This window comes from Pseudomonas sp. A-RE-19 (assembly GCF_019956555.1).
Classification (GTDB): Bacteria; Pseudomonadota; Gammaproteobacteria; order Pseudomonadales; family Pseudomonadaceae; genus Aquipseudomonas.
On the sequence record NZ_JAHBDQ010000016.1, the window covers coordinates 57,608 to 77,887 of the forward strand.

The 20,280-nt window shown below is 61.8% G+C and carries 15 protein-coding genes and 1 pseudogene; 3 read left to right on the forward strand and 13 right to left on the reverse strand.

What is annotated here, in order from left to right:
* Window positions 1-27: 27 nt before the first annotated feature.
* The 4 genes from KGB14_RS12360 to KGB14_RS12375 form a co-directional block, all read right to left on the reverse strand.
* Window positions 28-309 (reverse strand): DUF3303 domain-containing protein, encoded by a 282-nt coding sequence (locus KGB14_RS12360; RefSeq protein ID WP_223486958.1) that lies wholly within the window; start codon window positions 307-309, stop codon window positions 28-30.
* A 212-nt stretch (window positions 310-521) separates the two neighbouring features.
* Complete coding sequence (locus tag KGB14_RS12365) at window positions 522-923, reverse strand: hypothetical protein (RefSeq protein WP_223486960.1); 402 nt, start codon at window positions 921-923, stop codon at window positions 522-524.
* Window positions 924-1,012: 89 nt separating this feature from the next.
* The gene (locus KGB14_RS12370; RefSeq protein ID WP_223486962.1) at window positions 1,013-1,501 is read right to left on the reverse strand and encodes a VOC family protein; all 489 of its coding nucleotides are present in this window, start codon (window positions 1,499-1,501) and stop codon (window positions 1,013-1,015) included.
* Window positions 1,502-1,593: 92 nt separating this feature from the next.
* The gene (locus KGB14_RS12375; RefSeq protein ID WP_223486965.1) at window positions 1,594-1,815 is read right to left on the reverse strand and encodes a hypothetical protein; all 222 of its coding nucleotides are present in this window, start codon (window positions 1,813-1,815) and stop codon (window positions 1,594-1,596) included.
* 326 nt (window positions 1,816-2,141) lie between these two features.
* On the opposite strand from KGB14_RS12375, the gene KGB14_RS12380 reads away from it, so the two are divergent.
* Window positions 2,142-3,155 carry a GlxA family transcriptional regulator gene (locus tag KGB14_RS12380; protein ID WP_223486967.1) on the forward strand — a complete coding sequence of 338 codons (1,014 nt, stop codon included), beginning with the start codon at window positions 2,142-2,144 and terminating at the stop codon, window positions 3,153-3,155.
* Here KGB14_RS12380 and KGB14_RS12385 read toward each other — a convergent pair.
* The 9 genes and pseudogenes from KGB14_RS12385 to KGB14_RS12425 all read right to left on the reverse strand — a co-directional run bounded on the left by KGB14_RS12385 (window position 3,148) and on the right by KGB14_RS12425 (window position 17,986).
* Window positions 3,148-6,267 (reverse strand): efflux RND transporter permease subunit, encoded by a 3,120-nt coding sequence (locus KGB14_RS12385; protein ID WP_223486969.1) that lies wholly within the window; start codon window positions 6,265-6,267, stop codon window positions 3,148-3,150. The two genes, KGB14_RS12380 and KGB14_RS12385, sit on opposite strands and share 8 nt — an antisense overlap.
* Window positions 6,264-7,376 (reverse strand): efflux RND transporter periplasmic adaptor subunit, encoded by a 1,113-nt coding sequence (locus tag KGB14_RS12390; RefSeq protein ID WP_223486971.1) that lies wholly within the window; start codon window positions 7,374-7,376, stop codon window positions 6,264-6,266. The genes KGB14_RS12385 and KGB14_RS12390 overlap by 4 nt, the downstream gene beginning before the upstream one ends.
* A gap of 30 nt (window positions 7,377-7,406) precedes the next feature.
* Window positions 7,407-8,915, reverse strand: a complete 1,509-nt coding sequence (locus KGB14_RS12395) for an efflux transporter outer membrane subunit (RefSeq protein ID WP_411740783.1) — start codon at window positions 8,913-8,915, stop codon at window positions 7,407-7,409.
* Between the two features lie 116 nt (window positions 8,916-9,031).
* Window positions 9,032-9,247 carry a hypothetical protein gene (locus tag KGB14_RS12400; protein WP_223486975.1) on the reverse strand — a complete coding sequence of 72 codons (216 nt, stop codon included), beginning with the start codon at window positions 9,245-9,247 and terminating at the stop codon, window positions 9,032-9,034.
* Window positions 9,248-9,343: 96 nt separating this feature from the next.
* On the reverse strand, window positions 9,344-12,271 hold the full coding sequence (locus KGB14_RS12405) for an AAA family ATPase (RefSeq protein WP_223486977.1): 2,928 nt from the start codon (window positions 12,269-12,271) through the stop codon (window positions 9,344-9,346).
* Between the two features lie 716 nt (window positions 12,272-12,987).
* Window positions 12,988-13,434, reverse strand: a pseudogene (locus KGB14_RS28655) (4Fe-4S dicluster domain-containing protein); the annotation flags it as partial.
* Window positions 13,427-16,426, reverse strand: coding sequence for a molybdopterin-dependent oxidoreductase (locus KGB14_RS12415; RefSeq protein ID WP_223486981.1), 3,000 nt, complete (start codon window positions 16,424-16,426; stop codon window positions 13,427-13,429). The gene KGB14_RS12415 and the pseudogene KGB14_RS28655, both read right to left, overlap by 8 nt.
* A 143-nt stretch (window positions 16,427-16,569) precedes the next feature.
* Window positions 16,570-17,484: a VOC family protein gene (locus KGB14_RS12420; RefSeq protein ID WP_223486983.1), complete on the reverse strand. Its 915-nt coding sequence runs from the start codon at window positions 17,482-17,484 to the stop codon at window positions 16,570-16,572.
* A gap of 151 nt (window positions 17,485-17,635) precedes the next feature.
* A complete protein-coding gene (locus KGB14_RS12425) occupies window positions 17,636-17,986 on the reverse strand; it encodes a winged helix-turn-helix domain-containing protein (protein WP_411740782.1) in 351 nt (116 codons plus the stop codon).
* 366 nt (window positions 17,987-18,352) lie between these two features.
* On the opposite strand from KGB14_RS12425, the gene KGB14_RS12430 reads away from it, so the two are divergent.
* Both KGB14_RS12430 and KGB14_RS12435 read left to right on the forward strand, forming a co-directional pair.
* Entirely contained in the window at window positions 18,353-18,967 is a 615-nt protein-coding gene (locus KGB14_RS12430) for a TetR/AcrR family transcriptional regulator (protein WP_223486985.1), read from the forward strand.
* An 87-nt stretch (window positions 18,968-19,054) separates the two neighbouring features.
* Entirely contained in the window at window positions 19,055-20,146 is a 1,092-nt protein-coding gene (locus KGB14_RS12435) for a VOC family protein (protein ID WP_223486987.1), read from the forward strand.
* The last annotated feature ends 134 nt before the right edge of the window (window positions 20,147-20,280 follow it).

Consider the following 20,280-nt stretch of genomic DNA (forward strand, 5'->3'; position numbering starts at 1 on the left):
GCGGCGAGGGCCTCGCCGCCTGAACGGCTATTGCTTGCCGACGGCGGCAGCCAGCAGCGGCGCCACCTGTTCATCGGTCAATGCCGCGTGGACTTCCATGCTCATGAGGTCGTTCCATTCCAGCACCCACTTCTGTATCGACACCGGATCACTGGCTTCTGCAATGCCAAAACCGCTCGAACCGCCGACGGCATGCCAACGCCCCAGCATGCTGACGCCTGCGGGTGGCGCGCCACCGGTCTTGAGAAAACGTTCGATCGCGCTATTGCGATGTTGCGGACTGATGGTCCAACTGACCATGAATAACATCTGCCACCTCCTGCTACGGATGGGCACCTTTTATCTTCGCGCACCTGGCTGGCGCCGGGGCCGCGGTCACGCGTTGTTTCCAGCTCCATCCTGTCTGGCCTGAAACCCTTTCTCCCATGAGTAGGCATAGCAGCGGCCCGTGCCTGGCGTACGACCGCTGATCATCTTTCAGGGCATTTGAAATGAACATATCGGGATAACAGAGCAAACCATCAGGCATCACGCAACAAGTCGTTGGCATTGAGCAACTCGTAGGCAATCTCGGGGCGCTTTTCCAGCCCACGACGAATCGCCGCCGGAATCGATTGACGGGTTTTGCGGCACAGGCCCGGCAGTTCGCCGAGGGTGATATTGATGCCGCGCATGGTGCGCACTTCGTTGAAGCCCGGAGCGATCTCCACGCGCAGACCCAATTGTTCGTACATCCGGCGTTGCAGACGCTCCAGGTCGCTCAGGCTCTGGAGGTTTTCCAGGCGTTCGATCAGGCGCTTTTCTTCCGACCGGGTCAGACTCAGGATGCGCAGGTCCGCGCCGGGAGTTTCCAGCAACGGCTCACGCTCGCAGATGCAGGCACCGGGCGGGCAGGGTTGGCGGATCGGAAGAGAGGTCGTCATGGGGCTCAATCATAGAGCGCTATGATCGGGTTTGCCCATGGGGTTGTTGTGCCTTCGAGCGATGGCTTGCAAATTCAAGACGGAGTCATCTAATCCGGTCGGGCCTCCAGAGCCGCTTCAATCGCAGCGATGTCGATCTTTCTCATCCCCATCATGGCGTCGAACGCGCGCTTGGCGGCCGCTCGATCAGGATCGGCTATCGCGGCCGTCAGAACCCGTGGCGTGATCTGCCACGACAGTCCCCACTTGTCCTTGCACCAGCCGCATGCGCTTTCCTGACCGCCGTTCCCGACAATCGCGTTCCACAAGCGGTCCGTTTCGGTCTGGTCGTCGGTCGCGACCTGGAACGAGAAAGCCTCGTTATGCTTGATCGCCGGCCCTCCGTTCAGGCCGAGGCAAGGGATGCCCATCACCGTGAACTCGACCGTCAAGACATCGCCTTGCTTGCCCGCCGGATAGTCGCCTGGCGCGCGAAGAACAGCTCCCACCACGCTGTCGGGGAACGTCTCGGCGTAGAAGTTCGCAGCATCCAGCGCGGTGCCGTCGTACCAGAGACAAATCGTGTTCTTGCTGATCATTTTGGTTCTCCAAAATCGGGACTTTTGAATTCTAGCAGCGCAGGCAACCGGACTATTTCGGCAGCTTGAGGTCGCGTCCCTGCGGCATTTTTCTAGTTACCATCCGCCACCTTACGTTCTATCTCCGCGATTTTCCGACTGCGCTCTTCAGCCTCCTGCTCCTGGGTGTGAGTTTGATTTATACCTTCGGCGTCACTCTCGCTGTCTTCAAGCTCTCTTTCGACCACATCGACGGGTTTGCCAGACGTATCGGTAGATGGGGCGTTTGAGGTCGTTTCTGATTCGTCGTCATTAACACGGTCATCATTGTTCATTTCGCTCACCTCCATTGGCCTACACATTGGATACGGTGGCATGGATGGAGTTCGGGTTTTTCAGCGTTTAAGACGCGGCTCATCGTTTTTCGCCTTGTCTCAATGGCATGTCGCAAACGCTCTCTGGAGTGTCGTCCCGGCCAACCGCGCTAAACGTCGCTGCGCTGGTAATAAGCCTTATTAGGGAATGATCTAGGCGGGTGGCACCTGTACCTCGGCGCGCATGGTCCAACTGTTTGCTAGGGCTTTTTGAGCTTCTGCAGGTAGCATTACGCTTATCAGCGCACCAAATGACAGGTTGGTTAACGTACCGAGTGGGTCGAACATTGATCGAACGACGTCAATTCAGCGGAGGCATGAAAGGAAAAAACCTCCGCTATCTGAATGAAAACCCCAACGGGCCGACTCAAATGGTACGAGCAGGATTTCTGCTGCTCGAACATTTCTCGCTGCCCGCTTTCACGCAAGCACTGGATACGATTGTCACCGCCAATCTTCTGCGCCCCGGGTTGTTCTCTTCGCGAACGTTCGGCTTGGATGAAGGGGAGGTCGTCAGCGATCTGGGCCTGGTCATTCGGCCAGACGCACGTATCGATTCTTCAGCCATTCACAACCTGGATCTGCTGGTCATTTGCGGCGGCTACAGGACAGAACTGAAGGCGACCGATGAGTTCATCAGCCTGTTGCGAATGGCGGCAGATCTGGGTGTCAGTCTGGCCGGGTTGTGGAATGGTGCCTGGTTTCTGGGAAGCGCAGGCTTGCTCGATGGATATCGTTGCGCCATTCACCCCGAACATCGTCCCGCGCTCGCGGAAATCTCCAAGGCGACGCATGTCACCAGTGAGCCCTATGTCATCGATCGAGACCGGCTCACCGCTTCCAGTCCTTCGGGGGCATTCCACATGGCGTTGGACTGGATCAAGGGCTTACACGATAAAGCCCTCGTCGAGGGTATTGAGGACATTCTTGCTTTCGAGGAGTCTCGCTACCGGCGCATAAAGCCGACTGAAAATATCTGTGTCAGCGCGCCGTTACGAGAGGTGGTCAAACTCATGGATGCCAACCTTGAAGAGCCTCTGGAGCTGGAACAGTTGGCGGTCTACGCGGGCCGCTCCCGGCGACAACTCGAACGTTTGTTCAAGGAGCAACTCGGGACAACGCCGCAGCGGTATTACATGGAGCTGCGTATCACCGAAGCGCGTCGACTCCTGCAACACACGGAGTTGTCCCAAGTTGATGTGCTGGTTGCCTGTGGCTTTGTGTCGCCCAGTCATTTCAGCAAGTGCTACAGCTCGTACTTTGGGTACAGGCCTTCCAAGGAAAAGCGACTCGTTAAATGATTTTTTGAGTCTGCTGAGATACCCCTGCGAGCGTGGCTTCCTCCATCACGTGTTGGGGGCCGGCGGCCGTCTGGCGACCCACCTTGAACCATGCGGCGTACAGCGCCGGGACGAAGAAGATCGTCAGTAGCGTCGCCACGGTAAGGCCGCCCATGATCGCAATTGCCATCGGCCCCCAGAACACACTGCGCGTTAGCGGGATCATTGCCAGCACGGTGGCCAGCGCCGTCAGCATCACCGGACGGGCCCGGTGAATGGCGGCATCGAGCACAGCATTCCATGGGTCGCGCCCTTCGGCGATTTCGGTCTGCACCTGGTCGATCAGGATCACCGAATTGCGCATGATCATGCCACCCAGCGCGATGATGCCCAGAATCGCGACGAAGCCCAGCGGCGACTGGAACACCAGCAGCGCCGGCACCACGCCGATCAGGCCCAGCGGCGCGGTCAGCACCACCATCCACATGCGGGAGAAGTTCTGCAGTTGCAGCATCAACAGCAGAAGGATCGTGACCATCATCAGCGGGGCCACCGCCAGCAGCGCCTTGTTGGCCTTGTCACTTTCCTCCACCGCACCGCCCACGTCGATGCGGTAGCCCGACGGTAGCTTCGCTTCGATGTCCTTGAGCAACGGCTGGATTTCCTGCGTCACCGATACACCTTGCTCGCCATCCTTCACGTCGGCACGCACCGTGATCGCCATGTCGCGGTTGCGGCGCCACAGTACCGGCTCTTCCAGTTCAGAGCGCACCTGTGCGACTTGCGACAGCGGTACCACCGTGCCCTGGCGCGTGTAGAGGTTGATGTCTTTCAGTGTGTCGAGGCTCAAGCGCTCTTCAGGCACGGCACGGGCCACAATGTCGATCAGGTCCTCGTGCTCACGCAGCTGCGACAGGGTTGCGCCGTTCATCACGGTCTGGGTCGCCAGCGACACATCGGCCGGCGTGAGGCCCAGCGCGCTCGCCTTGTCCTGATTGAGCTCGACCTTCAGCGTGCGCACCGGGTCGTTCCAGTCGAGCTGCAGGTCGCGCACTTTCGGGTTGGCCCCGACCACCTTCTCCACGTCGCGGGCGATCCGGCGCACCACCTGGGTATCGGGGCCGACGACGCGGAACTGCACCGGGTAGCCGACAGGCGGCCCCAACTCGAGCCGGGTTACGCGCACCCACGCCTGCGGGAATTGTTGGTCGGCCGAGGCCACCAGCCGCGCACGTACCCGCTCGCGTGCATCCAGGTCCTTGGTCATCACAACGAGCTGGGAAAATCCCGGATTTGGCAGTTCGGGGTTGAGCGAGAGATAGAAGCGCGGTGCGCCGGCGCCGGTGTAGGCGGTATAGAAACGCACGTCCTCGTCCTTCGCCAGGATCTCCTCCATACGCTTGACCTGCTCGGTCGTCGCGGCGAACGAGGCGCCTTCCTTGACGCGCAGGTCAATGACCAGTTCAGGACGCGCACTGTTGGGGAAGAATTGCTGCGGCACCAGCTTGATACAGGCCAGAGCAAGCACCAGAGCGCCAAGCGTCGCACCTATGACCACCCAGCGGCGCTCGATGGCGGCGTCGATCAGGCGGCGCAGGCTGCGGTAGAACTTCGTGTCGTACAGATCACCATGCTGGTGCTTGCCCAAGTCGTTGGGCAGCATCTTGACCGCCAGGTACGGCGTGAAGATGCCGGAGCAGATCCACGAGAACAGCACCGCGGCGCCGACGATCCAGAAGATACCGCCCGCGTACTCACCGGTGGTGGACTTCGAGAGGCCGATCGGCAGGAAACCCACGACGGTGATCAGCGCGCCGGTCAGGCGCGGCATGGCAGTAGACTGATAGGAGAAGGCGGCTGCCTTCACGCGGTCCATGCCGGTTTCCATTTTCGCCACCATCATCTCGATGGCGATGATGGCGTCATCCACCAGCAATCCCAACGCGATAATCAGCGAGCCGAGCGAGATACGCTCCAGGTTCCAGCCCATCGCCAGCATCACCAGCGCCACGCCGCCCAGCACCAGCGGCACCGTGGTCGCGACCACGAGGCCGGCACGCCAGCCCAGGCTGGCCAGGCTCACCGCGATCACGATGATCAGCGCCTCGGCCAACGCGTGCGCGAAGTCGTGGATGGCATCCTTCACCGTGGTGGGTTGGTCGGCCACGAGCTCCAGCTCCACGCCGTGCGCAAGTTCCGACTGGATCCTGGTGACTGCCGTGTCCATCGCCTTGCCAAGGTCCACGATGTTGCCGTCGCTGGTCATCGTGATGCCGAGCATCAGCACGGGCTGACCGTTGTGGCGGACCGTGTAGGTCGGCGGATCCTCGAAACCACGGGTGACGGTCGCGATGTCGCCGAGCTTGATCTGCCGCCCGCCTGCGGCGATGGGCACATTACGGATAGCCTCTTCGCCGGCGAATTGGCCGCTCACGCGCACCATGACGCGGTCGCCGTTGGTGTCGATCTGGCCTGCGGGCAACATGGCGTTCTGGCTTTTGAGGCTTTCGGCGATGGCCAGCGGTGTAATGCCCAGCGCTGCCAGGCGCTCGTGCGAGAACTCGACGTAGACACGCTTGGCCTGCCTGCCGATGAGATCGATCTTCTTGACCATCGGCACCTTCAGCATCTGGCGCTTGATGTCCTCCGCCGCGTCCGACAGGTCGGCGTGACCGATGCCGTCACCCTTGACGGCGTACATCAGGCCATACACGTCGCCGTACTCGTCGTTCAGGATCGGGCCGATCACGCCGTCAGGCATCTCCAGGCTCAGGTCTTTGAGTTTCTTGCGTGCCTGGTACCAGGCCTCGCGCTGGTCGGCCTTGGAAGTGCCGCCGCGCACGGTGAGCGTCATGCCGGCGTAGCCTTGGCGTGCGTAGGTGACCACTTTCTCGAAGTTGTCGATTTGCTCGAATTTCTTCTCCATGCGGTTGAGGACCTGGTCCTGCAACTGCTGAGCGGTGGCGCCCGGCCAGATGACCATGGCGGTCATGGAGGGCACGGAAAAGTTCGGATCCTCGAGCTGACCGAGCCGGGTGAAGCTGAAGGCGCCGGCCGCTGCGACAATGAGGAGCATGAACAGGACGATGGCGCGATGGCGCAACGCCCAGTCGGTGAGGTTGAGGTTGTTCATCGGGCGGCCTGCTGTGTGGTGTTCGCGTCAACGATCGCCGCGCCGGGAAGCGCGACCTTCAGTCCGGACGCCATCTTCTGCACCCCGGCGGTGACGACCAATGCGCCGGCCTGCGGCCCGGAGACGAGTACTTCGTCGTTGCGGTAGCCCCACACCGCCACAGGCACCAGTTCGACGGTACCTATCGGATTCTTGCCCTCGGGCGTGACCACCCACAGCGCCGGCTGGCCGCCGTTTTGTGTCAATGCCGTGGCCGGCACCGCAGCCACCGAGACACTGGCCATCATGCGCTCGGCTTTTACCGTGGCAGTGGCGCCCAGTGGCAGCGCCTGCAGCGGCTTGAGCCGCGCGCGATAGGTGCGCGTCTGCGCCGCAGCCTGCGGCGACAGCTCACGCAGCGTGACATCGAAGGTCTCATTCGGCGCACTGGCCAACGAGGCCTTGAAGCGCGCGTCCTTGAAGACGGACAGCTGATCCTCGGGCACATCGACAACGATCTCGGATTCGTCCGGGTTCGCAACCGAGACAACCGGTTGGCCCTCCGCCACGACCTGCCCGGCCTCAAAGCGCACGGCCGTGACGACGCCGCTACGCGAGGCGCGCAGCACGGTGTACTTGAGCCGGTTGCGCGCGAGCTCAAGCTTTCGCGCCTCGGCTTCGGCGTTCGCATGAGCGGTCTGGGCATTGGTATGGGCACGCTCGTCGTCGGCCGCACTGACCGAGCCGTCAGCCTTCAGCGCGGTCAGGCGCTGGCGGTCCGATTCGGCCTGGCGCGTCTGCTCGACGGCAACCGCCCACTGCTGTTGCGCCGCTTCCTCGGCGAGGCGGTAGTCGCTGTCATCCAGCACAGCCAGAATGTCGCCTTCGCGCACAAACTGGCCAACCTCGACCTTGCGCTGGGCTACCTTGCCGCTCACGCGAAAGGCCTGGTCGACTTCATGCCGCGACTGTACGGTGCCCACGTAGCGACTGACTTCGCGGGCGTTGTCGTAGCTGATTTCAGCGGTGCGTACCGGACGTGGTACTTGCACGGTGGGCTGGTCCGGGCTACACGCGGACAGCATGACGGCTACGACCAAGGCGCCGGCCGCAGTAAGGGAATTCTTCAAGGCGGTTCCTCTTTGAAAAACGACAGATTCTTAGGAGAGTGGTGGCCGGTCGGCTTTGGTGGCGGCAGTGGAAGGGGCGGGTTGTTCGAACACCTGCCAACCCCCGCCCAGTGCCTTGTAGAGCTGCACGCTATCGAGCAGCAGCCGGGTGCTGCTTTCGTTGGCGTTCAAGCGTGCCGCCAGGCGCGCCCGCTGCGAATCCAGCAGCGGCAACAGGTCGATCTGCCCGCGGTTATAGAGCGACTGGGCGCGGTTCTGCGCAGACTCCGCGGACGCGGCGGCCAATTGCAGCGACCCGGAGCGGCGACGTTCCTGCGTCAGCGTGACGAGGGCGTTCTCCACATCCTCGAGCGCCCGTACGATGCCGTCTTCGGCGCGCAGCAGCGCCTCTTGTTGAGCACTTTCGGCAGCGTCGTTGATCGCTTGCGTGCGCCCGGCGTTGAAGATCGGCATCGCCAGCAGGCCCGCCACGTTGGTGAAGCGCGCAGCGCCGAGATCGGCGCCGTTCAGGTTCAGGCCCTGGCGACCGAAGGACGCGTCGAGGAAGAGCCGCGGAAACCACTCGGCCGCGGCCTGTTGGCGGCGCGCATTGGCTGCGTCGAGCTGCGCCATCAGCGCCAGCACGTCAGGTCGACGTTGCAGCAGCGCGGCGGGCTGGCCCGGCTTGGCCTCGGGCACTACCGCCACATCGCTATTGGAGGACTGGATGTTCGCGGTATTGAAAGACTGGTCGGCGATCAGCACCGCGATGCGATGGCGCGATACCTCCGTCAGCGTTTCCAGCGGCGGAATCTGTGCCCGTGCCGACAAGGCGTCGGTCTGTGCACGCTCGACATCGAAGGCGGATGCCAGCCCCACTTGCTGGCGCGCGGTGACCAGACGCAGCGTCTCGTCCTGCATCGCCGAGATGGCGCGCAGGGTCGCGACCTGGCGCTGCGCGCCGATCAGAGTGAAGTAATTGCTGACGACGTCGCTCATCACCAGCAGGCGTACACCGCGCATGCTGTCCTCGGCGGCCAGCGCATCGGCGTTGGCCGCCGCTGCGCCGGCGCGCAGACGGCCGCTCAGGTCGAGTTCCCAGGAGACGTCCAGACCCACACTGGTGGTCTTGGTATCCGGATAACCCTGTTTCGTGGCCGAGTTGTAGCCGGTGCTGCGATCGCTGCCGGAGGCGGATGCGCCGACGCTCGGGAACAGCCAGGAACGGCTGACCGTTTCGCCGGCACGCGCGGCGCGCAGACGCTCGGCGGCAATCTTGACGTCGCGGTTCTCGCGCGCGGCTCGGCGCACCAGATCCGTCAGCACCGGGTCATGGTAGACCTCCCACCATGCCGTCTCGGGTTCCATCTCGGAGGCTGTGCTTGCGGCGAAGTTGCTCGGCAGTTCGACCGACGGCTTGACGACCGGCGTGGAGCAACCGCCCAGGGCGAGGGCGATCGAAGTGGCAAGGGCGGCCGCCACAACGGCGAGCCCGGCCCGTTGCAAGGTCGGCCGACCGGTGTGGAGGGGCAGTGGAAAGGAAACTGGAAGTCGCGGCATCGCATTGGACTCGTGTGAATTCGAGATGGCATCAGCGTAGGGTTCGGTGTGCGCGAAGTCGTCAGCGAAACGTCGCCATTGGGTCGCCATATCGAGCGCTGTTCATGTTGGAGGCGTCACTCGCCGTCGGTGTCTGCCGTGTGCTCGTCGGCCGTCGACACGAGGTCCGAGGCAATCGACTCCAGCAGCTCTTCGGCGCACGAGAACTCGTGCTGTCGTCCAGTGACCAGGTTTTCGAGGCGGCCCACGAGGGCCCCTGGCGCGGCATCGCTACGCAGCTTCACGACGTAGGAGCGGCGGCTCGGGTACTTGGATTCAGGGTTCAGGCTCATCGCAGACCAGGGGCAAGAAAGTTCGCCGACAGCGTAGGCCGGGTCCCCTGGTCGAGTCGTAAGCGAAAGGTCAGATTTCGGTCGGGACAGTGCCGATCACACAGAAATTAATGCCGGTAAGTTGGGGGCTTGAACACCGCAGCCCTGTGGGAGCGAGCGCGCACGTTCCACTAGCTCAGTTCCATCCGTTTCGGGCAATTGGTCAATCAGCGCCGCCAGGGCCTGGCGGTCCTCGGTCGTAGCGTTGTGGTGCCCACACAGTTCGACTAGCGCCTGCATCTCCAGCCACGGTGCTTCCTGGGCGCGAGCCTCCTCAACCGCGCGCCGCACCGCAGTGTTGCCGGCATCGAGCCGGCCCTGCATCCGCGCAATCGTTGCCGCCAGCAGCAACAATTGCGGCAGGTACACGCGCTCGCCCAGTTCTTCCCCCATCCGTAGTGCTTCCTCTAGCTCGACTCGCGCGGCGTCATAATCACCCGCCAACAGCAACGCCTCGGCAGCGTAGCCGAGCACTTCGCTGGCACCGGAGCGCATGCCCAGTCCGGTGTGTTCTTCGTAGGCCTCGCGGATGCTGCGGTAGCCGTCGCGCGGCGCGCCGTTGCGCGCGCTGGCCCAGCCGCGCCACCAACGGCAAGCCGTGCGCCCCAGTGCGAGCGAATACTCATCGACCAGCGTCTGCATGTCGTCAGCCAGCGCTGCCACACGCATAGGGTTCCCCATCCGCACTTCGATCAACACCTCCTGCCAGGCCGCGACCAGCCAGGTCATAGGCTGGCGAAGCGCCTGCGCGCGGGTCCGCGCCTGCTGCATGTGGGTTCGGCCTTGCTCAACCAGGCCAGAACGCACCAGTTCGATGGCCAGCATCCCGTGGAGCATGACCTGAGGGTCGGCCGCAAAGATCTCGTTCGCCCCGATGTCCAGCGGCTCGGCGATCGCGAGCGCGCGCTCCAGCCAGCGGCGGGTCGCCTGCGTGCGCCCCTGGAGATGATGCACTTCGCCGTGCACGATGCACGCCACCAGCATGAGCGCTGGATCGTTCGCCTCGCACGAGAGGGCTTCGGCGCGTTCCGCTACCGCCAGCGCCAACGTGTAGTCGCCGCGCAGACCGAGCAGATAGCCGAATCCGTGCAGCAGGCGACCGCGCATGGGATGTTCGGGTACATCCGCTAGCAGCATGTACGCACGCTCGAACGCGTTCCTGGCTTCGCTGCCGACACCAAGTGTGTGGAAAGCCGACACGCCTTGCAGCGTGGCCAGGGTCATTTCGAGCGCATCGCGCTCCATCCCTTCTGGTGCCTGGCGCAACAGGACCATCGCGCGCTCAGTGAGACTGATGCATGAGACCGGGCTGAAGTGCAGCAGCGCGGTTTCCGCGGCCTCGGCGTAGTAGCGCAGCGCGATCATTGGTTGCCGAGCCCGGTCAAAGTGCGTCGCCAGCTCCGAGGCAGCAACCGGCACGCCGGCCGTGCGCTCGCGTTCGAGCGCAGCGCCAACCTGGCGATGAAGGTGGGTGCGCAATGAGCGCGGGGTGCGGTCGTACAGTACCTGGCGGAAGAGGGCATGTCGGAACGAGTAGGGTGGCTCCACCGTCTCTTCAGGTTCGACGGCCCGCGACCGCGTGAGCCACACCTGCTCGCGCACCAGTTCCTCGCAGGCGTGGGCCACGGAAGCGAGGTCGCGCTCGAGGGCCAGCGAAACCGTCTCAACCCGGAATTCGACTCCGCAGGCCGCTGCCGCCGAGAGCAGCGTTCGCTGCTCTTGCCCGAGCTTGGAGATGTAATGATCAATGATGGCCGCGAGGTTCTCGGGAACCGCCATTCCCGCCAGCCGGGCCTCGATGGTGGCGTCGTCGTCCGCGAGGTCCATCACTTCACTGATGACTGACGACACGAACAGCGGCACACCGTCGGTGCGCTCGTGCAGGGCACGCACGAAAGCTTCATCGTGCGCCAGCGAGGTCGAACGCAGCGCGACATAATCAGCGACCTCGGTTTCCGAGAACGGATCGAGCACCACTTCCTCGCACAGACATTGCAGGCGCAGTTCATGGCGCAACGAGCTGAGCGGATGATCGAGCGCTACCACCTCGGCGACGCGGAAACTGGACAGCCACATAAGCCGCGTGCGGCCACGTCGCCGCGCCATATAGTCGATGAGCTGGAGCGTCGCCCGATCGCTCCAATGCAGGTCTTCGGTCACCAGCAACAGCGGCCGCTGCTCGGTGTAGCGGTCCAGCAGTTCGCCCATTTCCCGCAGCATGCGATCCGGACCGATGCCGGCCAGTTCACGCCGCAACGCGTCCCGCTCCTGCGTAGTACTCAGCCACGGCAGCTGCAGCAGCCAGGTCGGCGCTACCGCGCGGAGCAATGCCGGCAGGGCAGGGTCGCTGCGGCACAAATCAGCCAATGCCTCCAGCACTGGCAGGTATGGCTCGCCGGTGCCGTAGTGCTCCACGCAATGGCCGCGCGCGCAGGCGATGCCGCCAAGGCTGGCGAGGAAATGCTCGATCAACGTGGTCTTGCCAATCCCCGGTTCTCCAGCGAGCCAGACCACTGCACGTTGGCCGCCGTAAGCCCGTTCCCACGCCCGTTGCAACCTTGAGACCTCGTCGGTGCGACCAATGAATGGCGGCGACGGATGTGCATCGGCAGCCGGTACCGTCGCGGGTGCCGGCGGCATTGAAGGCGCAGAGGAGGGCGCGGCGATGAAGCGATAGCCGCGCCGCGACACAGTCTCGATGAAGCGGGGCTGCCTGGGGTCGTCACCCAGCACCTTGCGCAGATCACTGATGGCCGTCTTCAGCACCGAATCGCTGACGAACCGATGCCCCCACACGGCATCAAGCAAGGCGTCTTTGGTCACCAGCGATCCTGGCTGGCGTGCAAGTGCGCACAGCAGCGTGAAGGGCGTTGGAGCCAACGCCACGGCTTCGCCGTTACGTAACAGGCAGGCGTTGGCTTCATCGAGTTCGAACTCGACGAAGCGCAGCTGGACTGGGTTCGGATGGGGCTGCGGACGCGCCACGTTTGATTCCTGAAGACTAAAACATAGTTGTGCGCTGTGTGCGCTCGACACCTGGCTCTCCAATAACAGCGCTGATCGGCGCTGAAGCCAAGCCTCATCGGTCGGAAAATGACGCACGCGTGACTTCACTCCTCGAGCCTGCGGCATTCATCGCTTCGCAGCGGACTCGATTCGCAAGTCCCTGACATCTCGGTATGCCTCTCATCGGGACCTACGGGGCGCAGAAATGACCCTCAAGGCTCTGGACGTTCACCCGCCAGAGCCAAGAAAATTGCCGGTCTGCCGTTACCTTCCCGAGCCTGATCGCAGAGAGCGTTCCTGAGGGCTGCTTACAGCCGGATTTCGCCGAGATAGAGGCTTTCGTCGAGTTCGCATTTCCGCTGCGCATCACCCAGGCCGTGGTGGATTTCGATGCGATAATCGCCGCTTTTCTTTGCCAGATCGCCAAAGCGGAAGTCGCCAAAGGCGTCGCTGGAGGTGACCGCGATGCATTTGTCGTTCTGCAAGAGCGAGATTTCGGCACCGACGACACAATCGACTACGCCGTCAACGCTCGCACTGATGCTGCCGCTGATGAAGCACGTGTCCCAGCGATCCAGATCCCGGTAATAGACCCTCGGTTTTGCGTTCAACTTTGGTAGCAACACCCGTAGCCCTTCGTTGCGCGCCTTCTCCTGCATCGCCTTGTCATCGAGCTTCACCGCTTCGAACACGTCTGTCGGACACACCTGCTGGCAACGCGGGCCTTTCCAGCCGCTGTCGAGCAGGTGAGCGTCGAAGATCCAGGTCTGAGGAAGCTGCAGCTCTTCGTTCCAGACGATGGCCTTGTATGGGCAGGAGCGAACGATGTCCTTGCGGCCTTTGGCCTTCACCGGATCAATGACGACGATGCCATCGGCACGTTTCTTGATCGCGTCGCCGCCGACCTTCATGCACGGTGCATCGTCGCAATGGTTGCACATCACCGGCAGATAGGTCGTCTCGACTAGTGGCGCCGCCCCCTGCACCCGCCGCAGGATGCGAATCGACGCCTCGCTGTCGAGGGAGGCCGGCGCCGCATAGCCCGGATAGTCGTTGCCAACGTGTTCGTCCTGCTCGGCGAGCACGCAGTTGTAGCAATTCTCGCAACGTCCCACGCTGATGATCAGGTTCCACTTACTCATGTTCTGCTCCCGCCTCGGCGCGCAGGCGCTTGAACGCCTCGGTGCCTTGCCATTTTTCGATTTGGACCAGGCATGAATTCGGACTCATGCTGCTGGTCCCCTGGGTCTGCGACCGATCCGGGGTGAGCATGTTCATGCAGCCACCGATTTCCACTGTTTCGCCATCCACTTCCAGCATCTGGAACTCTGCGCTGGCCTCGTAGGACTTCACCACCCCCGGCACCACCAGGGCGGAGACGTCGGCGGCGCAGATCACCACCCCGCGGTCGTTGTAAACCTTGACCAGGTCGCGATGCGAAATGCCGCGGCCAGTCGCATCGACAGGGCTGATGCGCAGCAGCCAGAAATCGTGGCCGGCGATGCGGGCACGGTGGTCCTGCACCCGACTGGTCACGCTATTTTTGCCATCGCTCGAAGTGTGGAAGCTGTAGCGTGAATGGGTCGCAATCATCTGCAGCGGATACTTGCCGACCAGCTCGGTTGTCCCTAATCCTTCCCAGGAGGGGATGTAACGGTTGAGCGCCGGCCGGTCGGAATCATCCTTGGTGTGGCGTTTGAGGATTTCGGGAACGAACTCCAGCTTGCCGCTGGGCGTCTGCAAACCCTTGCCGAATTCCTCCGACCATTGGGATGGCAGCGGATGTGGCTCCGGCACGTCCTTGCCACGCCCTTCGGCGAACCAGCGCATGTCGACCGCCGGACGCAGTTCGGGCTTCTCCGGCGGGACGACGTAATAGCCCTTGCGGCAGAAGTCGGCCCACGAAACATGGTCCGGCAGGTCGGATGAGTCGAAGACCCGTTTGGCCCAGTCGAGTTCGCTGCAACCCTCGGTGAATACCCCGCCCAGGCTCAGGCGTTCGAGGATGGCCGTGAAGATGTCGTAGTCCGAACGAGACTCGCCGAGCGGCTCGATGCACTTGTGTTGCATTGCCATGATGCGATGGTTGACCAGGGTGTAGCCGTGGTGGGCATAGCCGCCTGAATTGCACCATTCGCCGATGTCCCAGCGCTCCAGCTGGGTGCAGGCCGGCAAGATGATGTCGGCGAACTGAGCCTCTCCCTCCATCCAGATCGACTGGTTCACGACGAATTCGATGCTGTCGTGGCGGTAGGCATCGATCCAGCGCCCGGAGCGGGTCACCGTGCTCAGGGACGAGCCGCCGTAGCGGTAGATCATATGGATGGGCGAATAACCCGGCATCGGATAGGTGAAGGGCGCGAATTGCGCCTCCTGCGACATGCCATCCCACAGATAGCCCGTGGCGTGGCCGTCGATGATGGCGTCGGGCAGCTGCTGGCGCGGCACCATCTGCTTGACCGGGTTCATGGTCAGGATGTGCGGCATGCGCTGGTAGTTGTTCACGGCGTTGCCGGTCCACATCAGGTCGCCGGATATCCCGCCGTCGGCATAGCCGGGGAAGTAGAAATGATGGTCCACCGGCGTACCCACCTGCAGGCAGCCGAAATTGACGCCGGGTTTTCCCCAGCCTTGCATACCCATCATCATGATCATGCAGCGCGCCCATTGCTGCCCGGTTGCTCCGCGACAGGCGCCGCCGAAGCCATTCCCGGTCATGCCGGTGGCCAGATAAACTTTGCGGTTACCCCACTTGCGGGCCAGGGCGCGCGCGTCCTTGGCCGGCACGCCGGTTTCCCCTTCTTGCCACTCGGGGGTCTTGGGGATGCCGTCGGTTTCGCCCAACAGATAGGCTTTCCACTCATCGAAGCCGGTCGTGCGGGTGGCGACGTAATCCTTGTCGTACAGTCCTTCGACGGCCCACACGTACATGATTGCAGTGGCCAGGGCGGCGTCGGTCTGCGGCCGGATCGGAATCCAGCGCCCGCCCAGGAGCTGCGCCGTCGGGTTGTTGTGCGGATCGATATGGACGAACTCGATGCCGAGCTCCTTGGCCCACAGGCGGCGGGGCGTGCCCTCGAAACCGGCATAGGCGCCGTTGGTGCTCTCCGGATCGCAGGACCAGAAGACCATCATCTCGGCTTCCTTGAGGCAGTCTTCGATACCGCCATAGCCGGCCGGCACACCGATCCGCATGGAGTTGCCGAAATGGTGCATGGCGCCCCAGTACCAGCCTTCCCAGCTGTCCGGGTTGGCGGCGACACGGGTGAAGCCGATCAGGTTGGCGAAGCGCGTCAGCGAACTGAGGTAATAGCCGACATTGCCCCATTGGTGGTGGGACGACATCGGGAAGGTGATCGAACCTGGCCCGTGAACGCGCTTCTGCCGGTTGATTTCCTTGGCGACGATCGTCAGCGCCTCGTCCCAACTGATGGGCACATAGGGCGACTTGCCGCGGTTCTGCGGATTGCGCTCACCGTCGGGGTCGAAATCGACCCGCTTCATCGGCGTGAGAATGCGCTTTTCGGAGTAAACCAGGGACTTCAGCGACAGGGCGTGCGGCGCTACCAGCGCGCGGCGTTTGGGCCGGAAGGTCTTGCCCCGCGCGTGCAATTCCCAGCTTGGCGCATCCTTGTTGTCCAGTTCGAGCGGCGTGACACGCTGGATCCGACCGTTCTTGACATAAACGAACAGCGGGCCGCCATTAGTGCAAGTGGTGTAGCGGCGTGTGCCGTCGCGCATCGGCAGGCCCATCTCCAGGCTGATCGTCTGGCTCATGCTTAGTGTCTGTGTGAACCACACAATCAGATGGTCCGGGCCTTTGGCGATGACCTTGAAATTCTTGGCCGCATGGACGATCTCACCCATGTCCGGATTGGGCATCATGAATTTCAGCGCGGTCGGCAGGTCCTTGAACAGGATGCTGACATCGGCCTGCGCCGCTGTGCCGGCGCGCGTCGTCACCTTGCCGCCTTTGATCTGCAGGAAGCGGCCGATGCTGCCGTCCTGCAGCCCCATATAGGCGGTGCAATTCTTCTGCTTGAGCCGGGCACGAAATTGCGGATGTTTGCGAGCGGTGAAGCCGAGCACCTTCGGCAAGGCGAACAAAATGGTCTTCAGTATTATTTTTTTCATGTCTGATTAGTTTGCCAAATGCAAGGGGGGGGCAGTTACCCCAAGGGGGCGATTCGCCCGATTCGGAACCGCGGTGGTCGGGACGCCCGTCCGGATTGCGGGCGGGCTCCTTTCACCGGTCGATTACCGTCCGTCCAGCGGCCTCAAATACCGGGGAAGGCCGGCCCCCACTGGAGCAGGGTGTCGCGGCCAAAGGGGTAGCGCAGTGTTTGCGTATCCTCGTTGACCATGTCGCCGTCGCAGTAATGCTCCACGTGGAATCCGGCCGGATCGGTCCAGTAGTCGAAGATCTGACTGCCGTAGAAGTGCCGGCCGATGCCCCAGCGGTGCTGGTATTGCTTGTCCTGCATGACCATGTGCCCCATGCCGACATCATCGAAATCGCGGCATTCGAAGGAAGCATGCTCCAGACCCGGCGCCGGCGCCCCGACGATTGCCAGGGTGTGGTGGTCAGTCCATTCCGATCCCTTGTTCAGGTGCATGAAGGCGGCCAGCACGCTGGTCTCGTTGTCGCCGTGGATCAGCTCGGACGGTTTCATGCCGAGGTTCTCGCCATACCACTCGATGATCTGCTGAGGCGCCGGGGAGAAGACCGCTACGTGGCCCAGCCGCTGGATGTGCGAAGGGGCATACTTGGGGCGCTGGTAGCGACCGAGCCGGTTCTTCGCGTGTGCATCGTTCCAGGCTATCGGCGCGCCGTCGCAAGGCACGGGCTGAAGGCGTTGGGCGCCGAAAACGAATTCCAGCCGACGGCCGTCCGGATCGATCGTATGGAAATACTTGCCACCGCCAGGATGCCGGCAGTCCTCGATGTCCGCACCGAAGCGGGCGGCGAGTTGAGCCAGGGCTTCCTGGCTGGCGACGCGAAAGCCCATGCCGACGAAGGCGGCTTCGCCTTGGGTGGTCACGTAGGAAAACGGTGCGTCGCCATAGGCGCGCAAATACACGGAGTCCCCCTCCTGCGAAACATCCAGCAGGCCGTAATCGATCATGAACTGGCGGACCGCAGAAAGGTCGGGGTGGCGGAAGATGACGTATTCGATATCGTCGATGAGCATTTCTTATTCTCCTGACTAAAGGGTGCGCCAAGTCTGATTGCTTGAAAAATCATCAATCCTGGCGAGATGGAACAGATGAAACCGAGTCCTCGCGAAGACAGCTGAACGAAGATGCTTGCGCAAGGCGGAGCGGGCATCCGGACTATTGTTTTTATGTTTTGGCAGCCTTTGGCGTGCCTCTTGTTTCCACCGTGTCAGTTTCGCGCGCGATACTTTGGGTCAGGCAATACCCTCGGTTTCTCACGCTGCAGAACAATCGTTCACCGCTGCTGGCCCTTTTGAATTTGTCCTGCAGGCGGCTGAGGCACATTTCCAGGCCCCGGTACTGGTCCGGTTCTCGACCGATACTTCGAATCAAGTCATCTCTACTGACCACACAGTTATCCGCTTGCAACAGGGCCCTCATCAGAGCCGACTCGATGCAGGTGAGGATTATGTTGACGTTATCCTTGGCCAGCGCCTTGCGGCCGATGTCCAGCTTCCAATCTTCCTTGATGGGCACGATCTGTCGGGTCTCCGCCAGTTGAATACAGGTGTTCACCGCACCTGTGCAGCGCACCTCGCCATGTGTAACGTGCGTTCATCGGTTGCAAACCGTATCCAGGCTGGCCAAAGCCAGGCGAATGGCTGCGGTCGGAACGTCAGATCGCTCGACGTATTTCACATCAATTGAACACGGATGTTCAATTACGTCAAAAAAATAATGATCTCGCAAGCGATGAGCAGCCAGAAAACCTTTCTCTAATACCCAGATTTGTTGAGCCTGACGACAAATCAGGTACGACAACCGATCTTGGTCAAAAAAACGCATTGACACGAATTGAACACGTGTGTTCAATTCGTAATCAGACAAGTCTGGAGATAAATTGTGCAATCCCTGAATCCAGTACAGCGACGCATCCATCAAGCCGCCGTTCGCCTTTTCTCCGAGCGAGGCGCGATTGACGTGAGCATCAGCGATCTCGCGCTTGAAGCCGGTGTTGCGCGCGGGACGATCTACAACAACGTACAGAGCATGGAGCAGCTGTTCGAAGCGGTTGCCGCGCATCTGAGTGCTGAAATGCATGAGCGGGTCAAGAAAAGTTTCGAAGGCCTTGCCGACCCTGCTCAGCGCCTTGCCAATGGCATTCGATTCTTCATTCGCCGAGCTCACGAGGACTCCCGGTGGGGGGCATTCATCCATAAATTCGCCATGAGCAATTCTTCGTTGCGCGAAATGTTCAGCAGCCAAGCGACGACGGATCTTCTGAGTGGACTTTCCACCGGGCGCTACACGTTTGCGCAGGAGCAATTGCTCTCAGTACTGACGCTGATATCGAGCAGCGTCCTCGGCTCTATTTTCCTGGTGCTGGAAGGGCACAAAACGTGGCGCGAAGCGGGCTCTGACACGGCCGAGCTGGTGCTGCGGGCATTGGGCGTGCCACCAGAGGAGGCTCGTGCGCTGGCGACCATAGAGTTGCCGGCACTTCCCTCTATCGACTGAGCTCGTTAACCGTCAACCAGACAACACCCTTGGCATTTTCAGGGGTGCGGGGACGGCTTTACCCTTAAAAACCGGAAAACAAGAACAATGAACAACAAAAATGAAATGCCTCAGTTGGCGACGCCACAACCTGCCCGGCATCCGCAGCCGACGGTGAAGGCCCGGAATCTGACTCACCTGATCTTTCAAAGACCGGATTTGAATGAGGCGGCGCGTTTCCTGACTGACTTCGGCCTGACGGTAAGTCAGCAGGATGCCAATACGCTCTATCTACGGGCCACCGAACCCACTGCATATTGCTACCGTGTCCATCGTGCGGAGCAGGCACGTTTTGTCGGGTTCGGCCTGGCAGTCCAGTCTCGCAAGGATCTTGAAAAACTGACGCGAATCCCAGGCGCGTCACCGGTAGAGAAATCGGAACATCCTGGTGGCGGGTATCACGTCAGACTGACCGATCCTTCCGGTTTCATTGTGGAAGCTGTTTGCGACCAGACTCCAGGTAAAACACTGGACCACAGAGCTCCTCTTCTTTGGAATCTGGCGCACGAGCAACCGCGAATCAACGCCACGCAGCGCCCACCAGTAGCACCGCCGCAAGTGCTGAAACTCGGCCATATCGTCATGGAAGTCGCCGACTATCAGGCAACCTGTGCCTGGTATTCGCAGCATTTCGGGTTTATTCCCAGCGATGTACAGGTACTCCCCGACGGCACGCCTATCGTCGCCTTCATGCGCCTTGACCTCGGTGAAACGCCCGCGGATCACCATACGCTCGCGATAGCGCAAGGCTTCATGGCGACCTATAGCCATAGCGCCTATGAGGTCGTCGACGCAGACGCTGTCGGAATGGGGCAGCGTGTCCTGCGCGAGCGCGGTTGGGAGCATTCATGGGGCATCGGCCGACACATTCTGGGCAGTCAGATTTTCGATTACTGGCAAGACCCTTGGGGCGATAAGCATGAGCATTACTGCGACGGCGATCTCTTCACGGCCGTACAGCCCACCGGCATTCATCCCGTGAGCCCCGAGGCAATGGCCCAGTGGGGGCAGCGCATGCCCAAGCGTTTTACCAAACCCAAGATGAGCCTGGCCAATGTGCGTCTGCTGATCCGCAACCTGCGACGCAGCCCGGACTTGACCCTTCGCAAGTTGATAACACTCATGCGGATGTTCGGGTAAAGCTGCCGCCATATCGGGTCATTCAACCCGATATGGCCGTCGCGATGTGCTCAAAGCCGGCGCTTTGATCGCCGGCGGCTCGTTGGTCTATAGCGTCACCAGCAGCCCTCCTCAGAACAACACCCTAGTTCTCG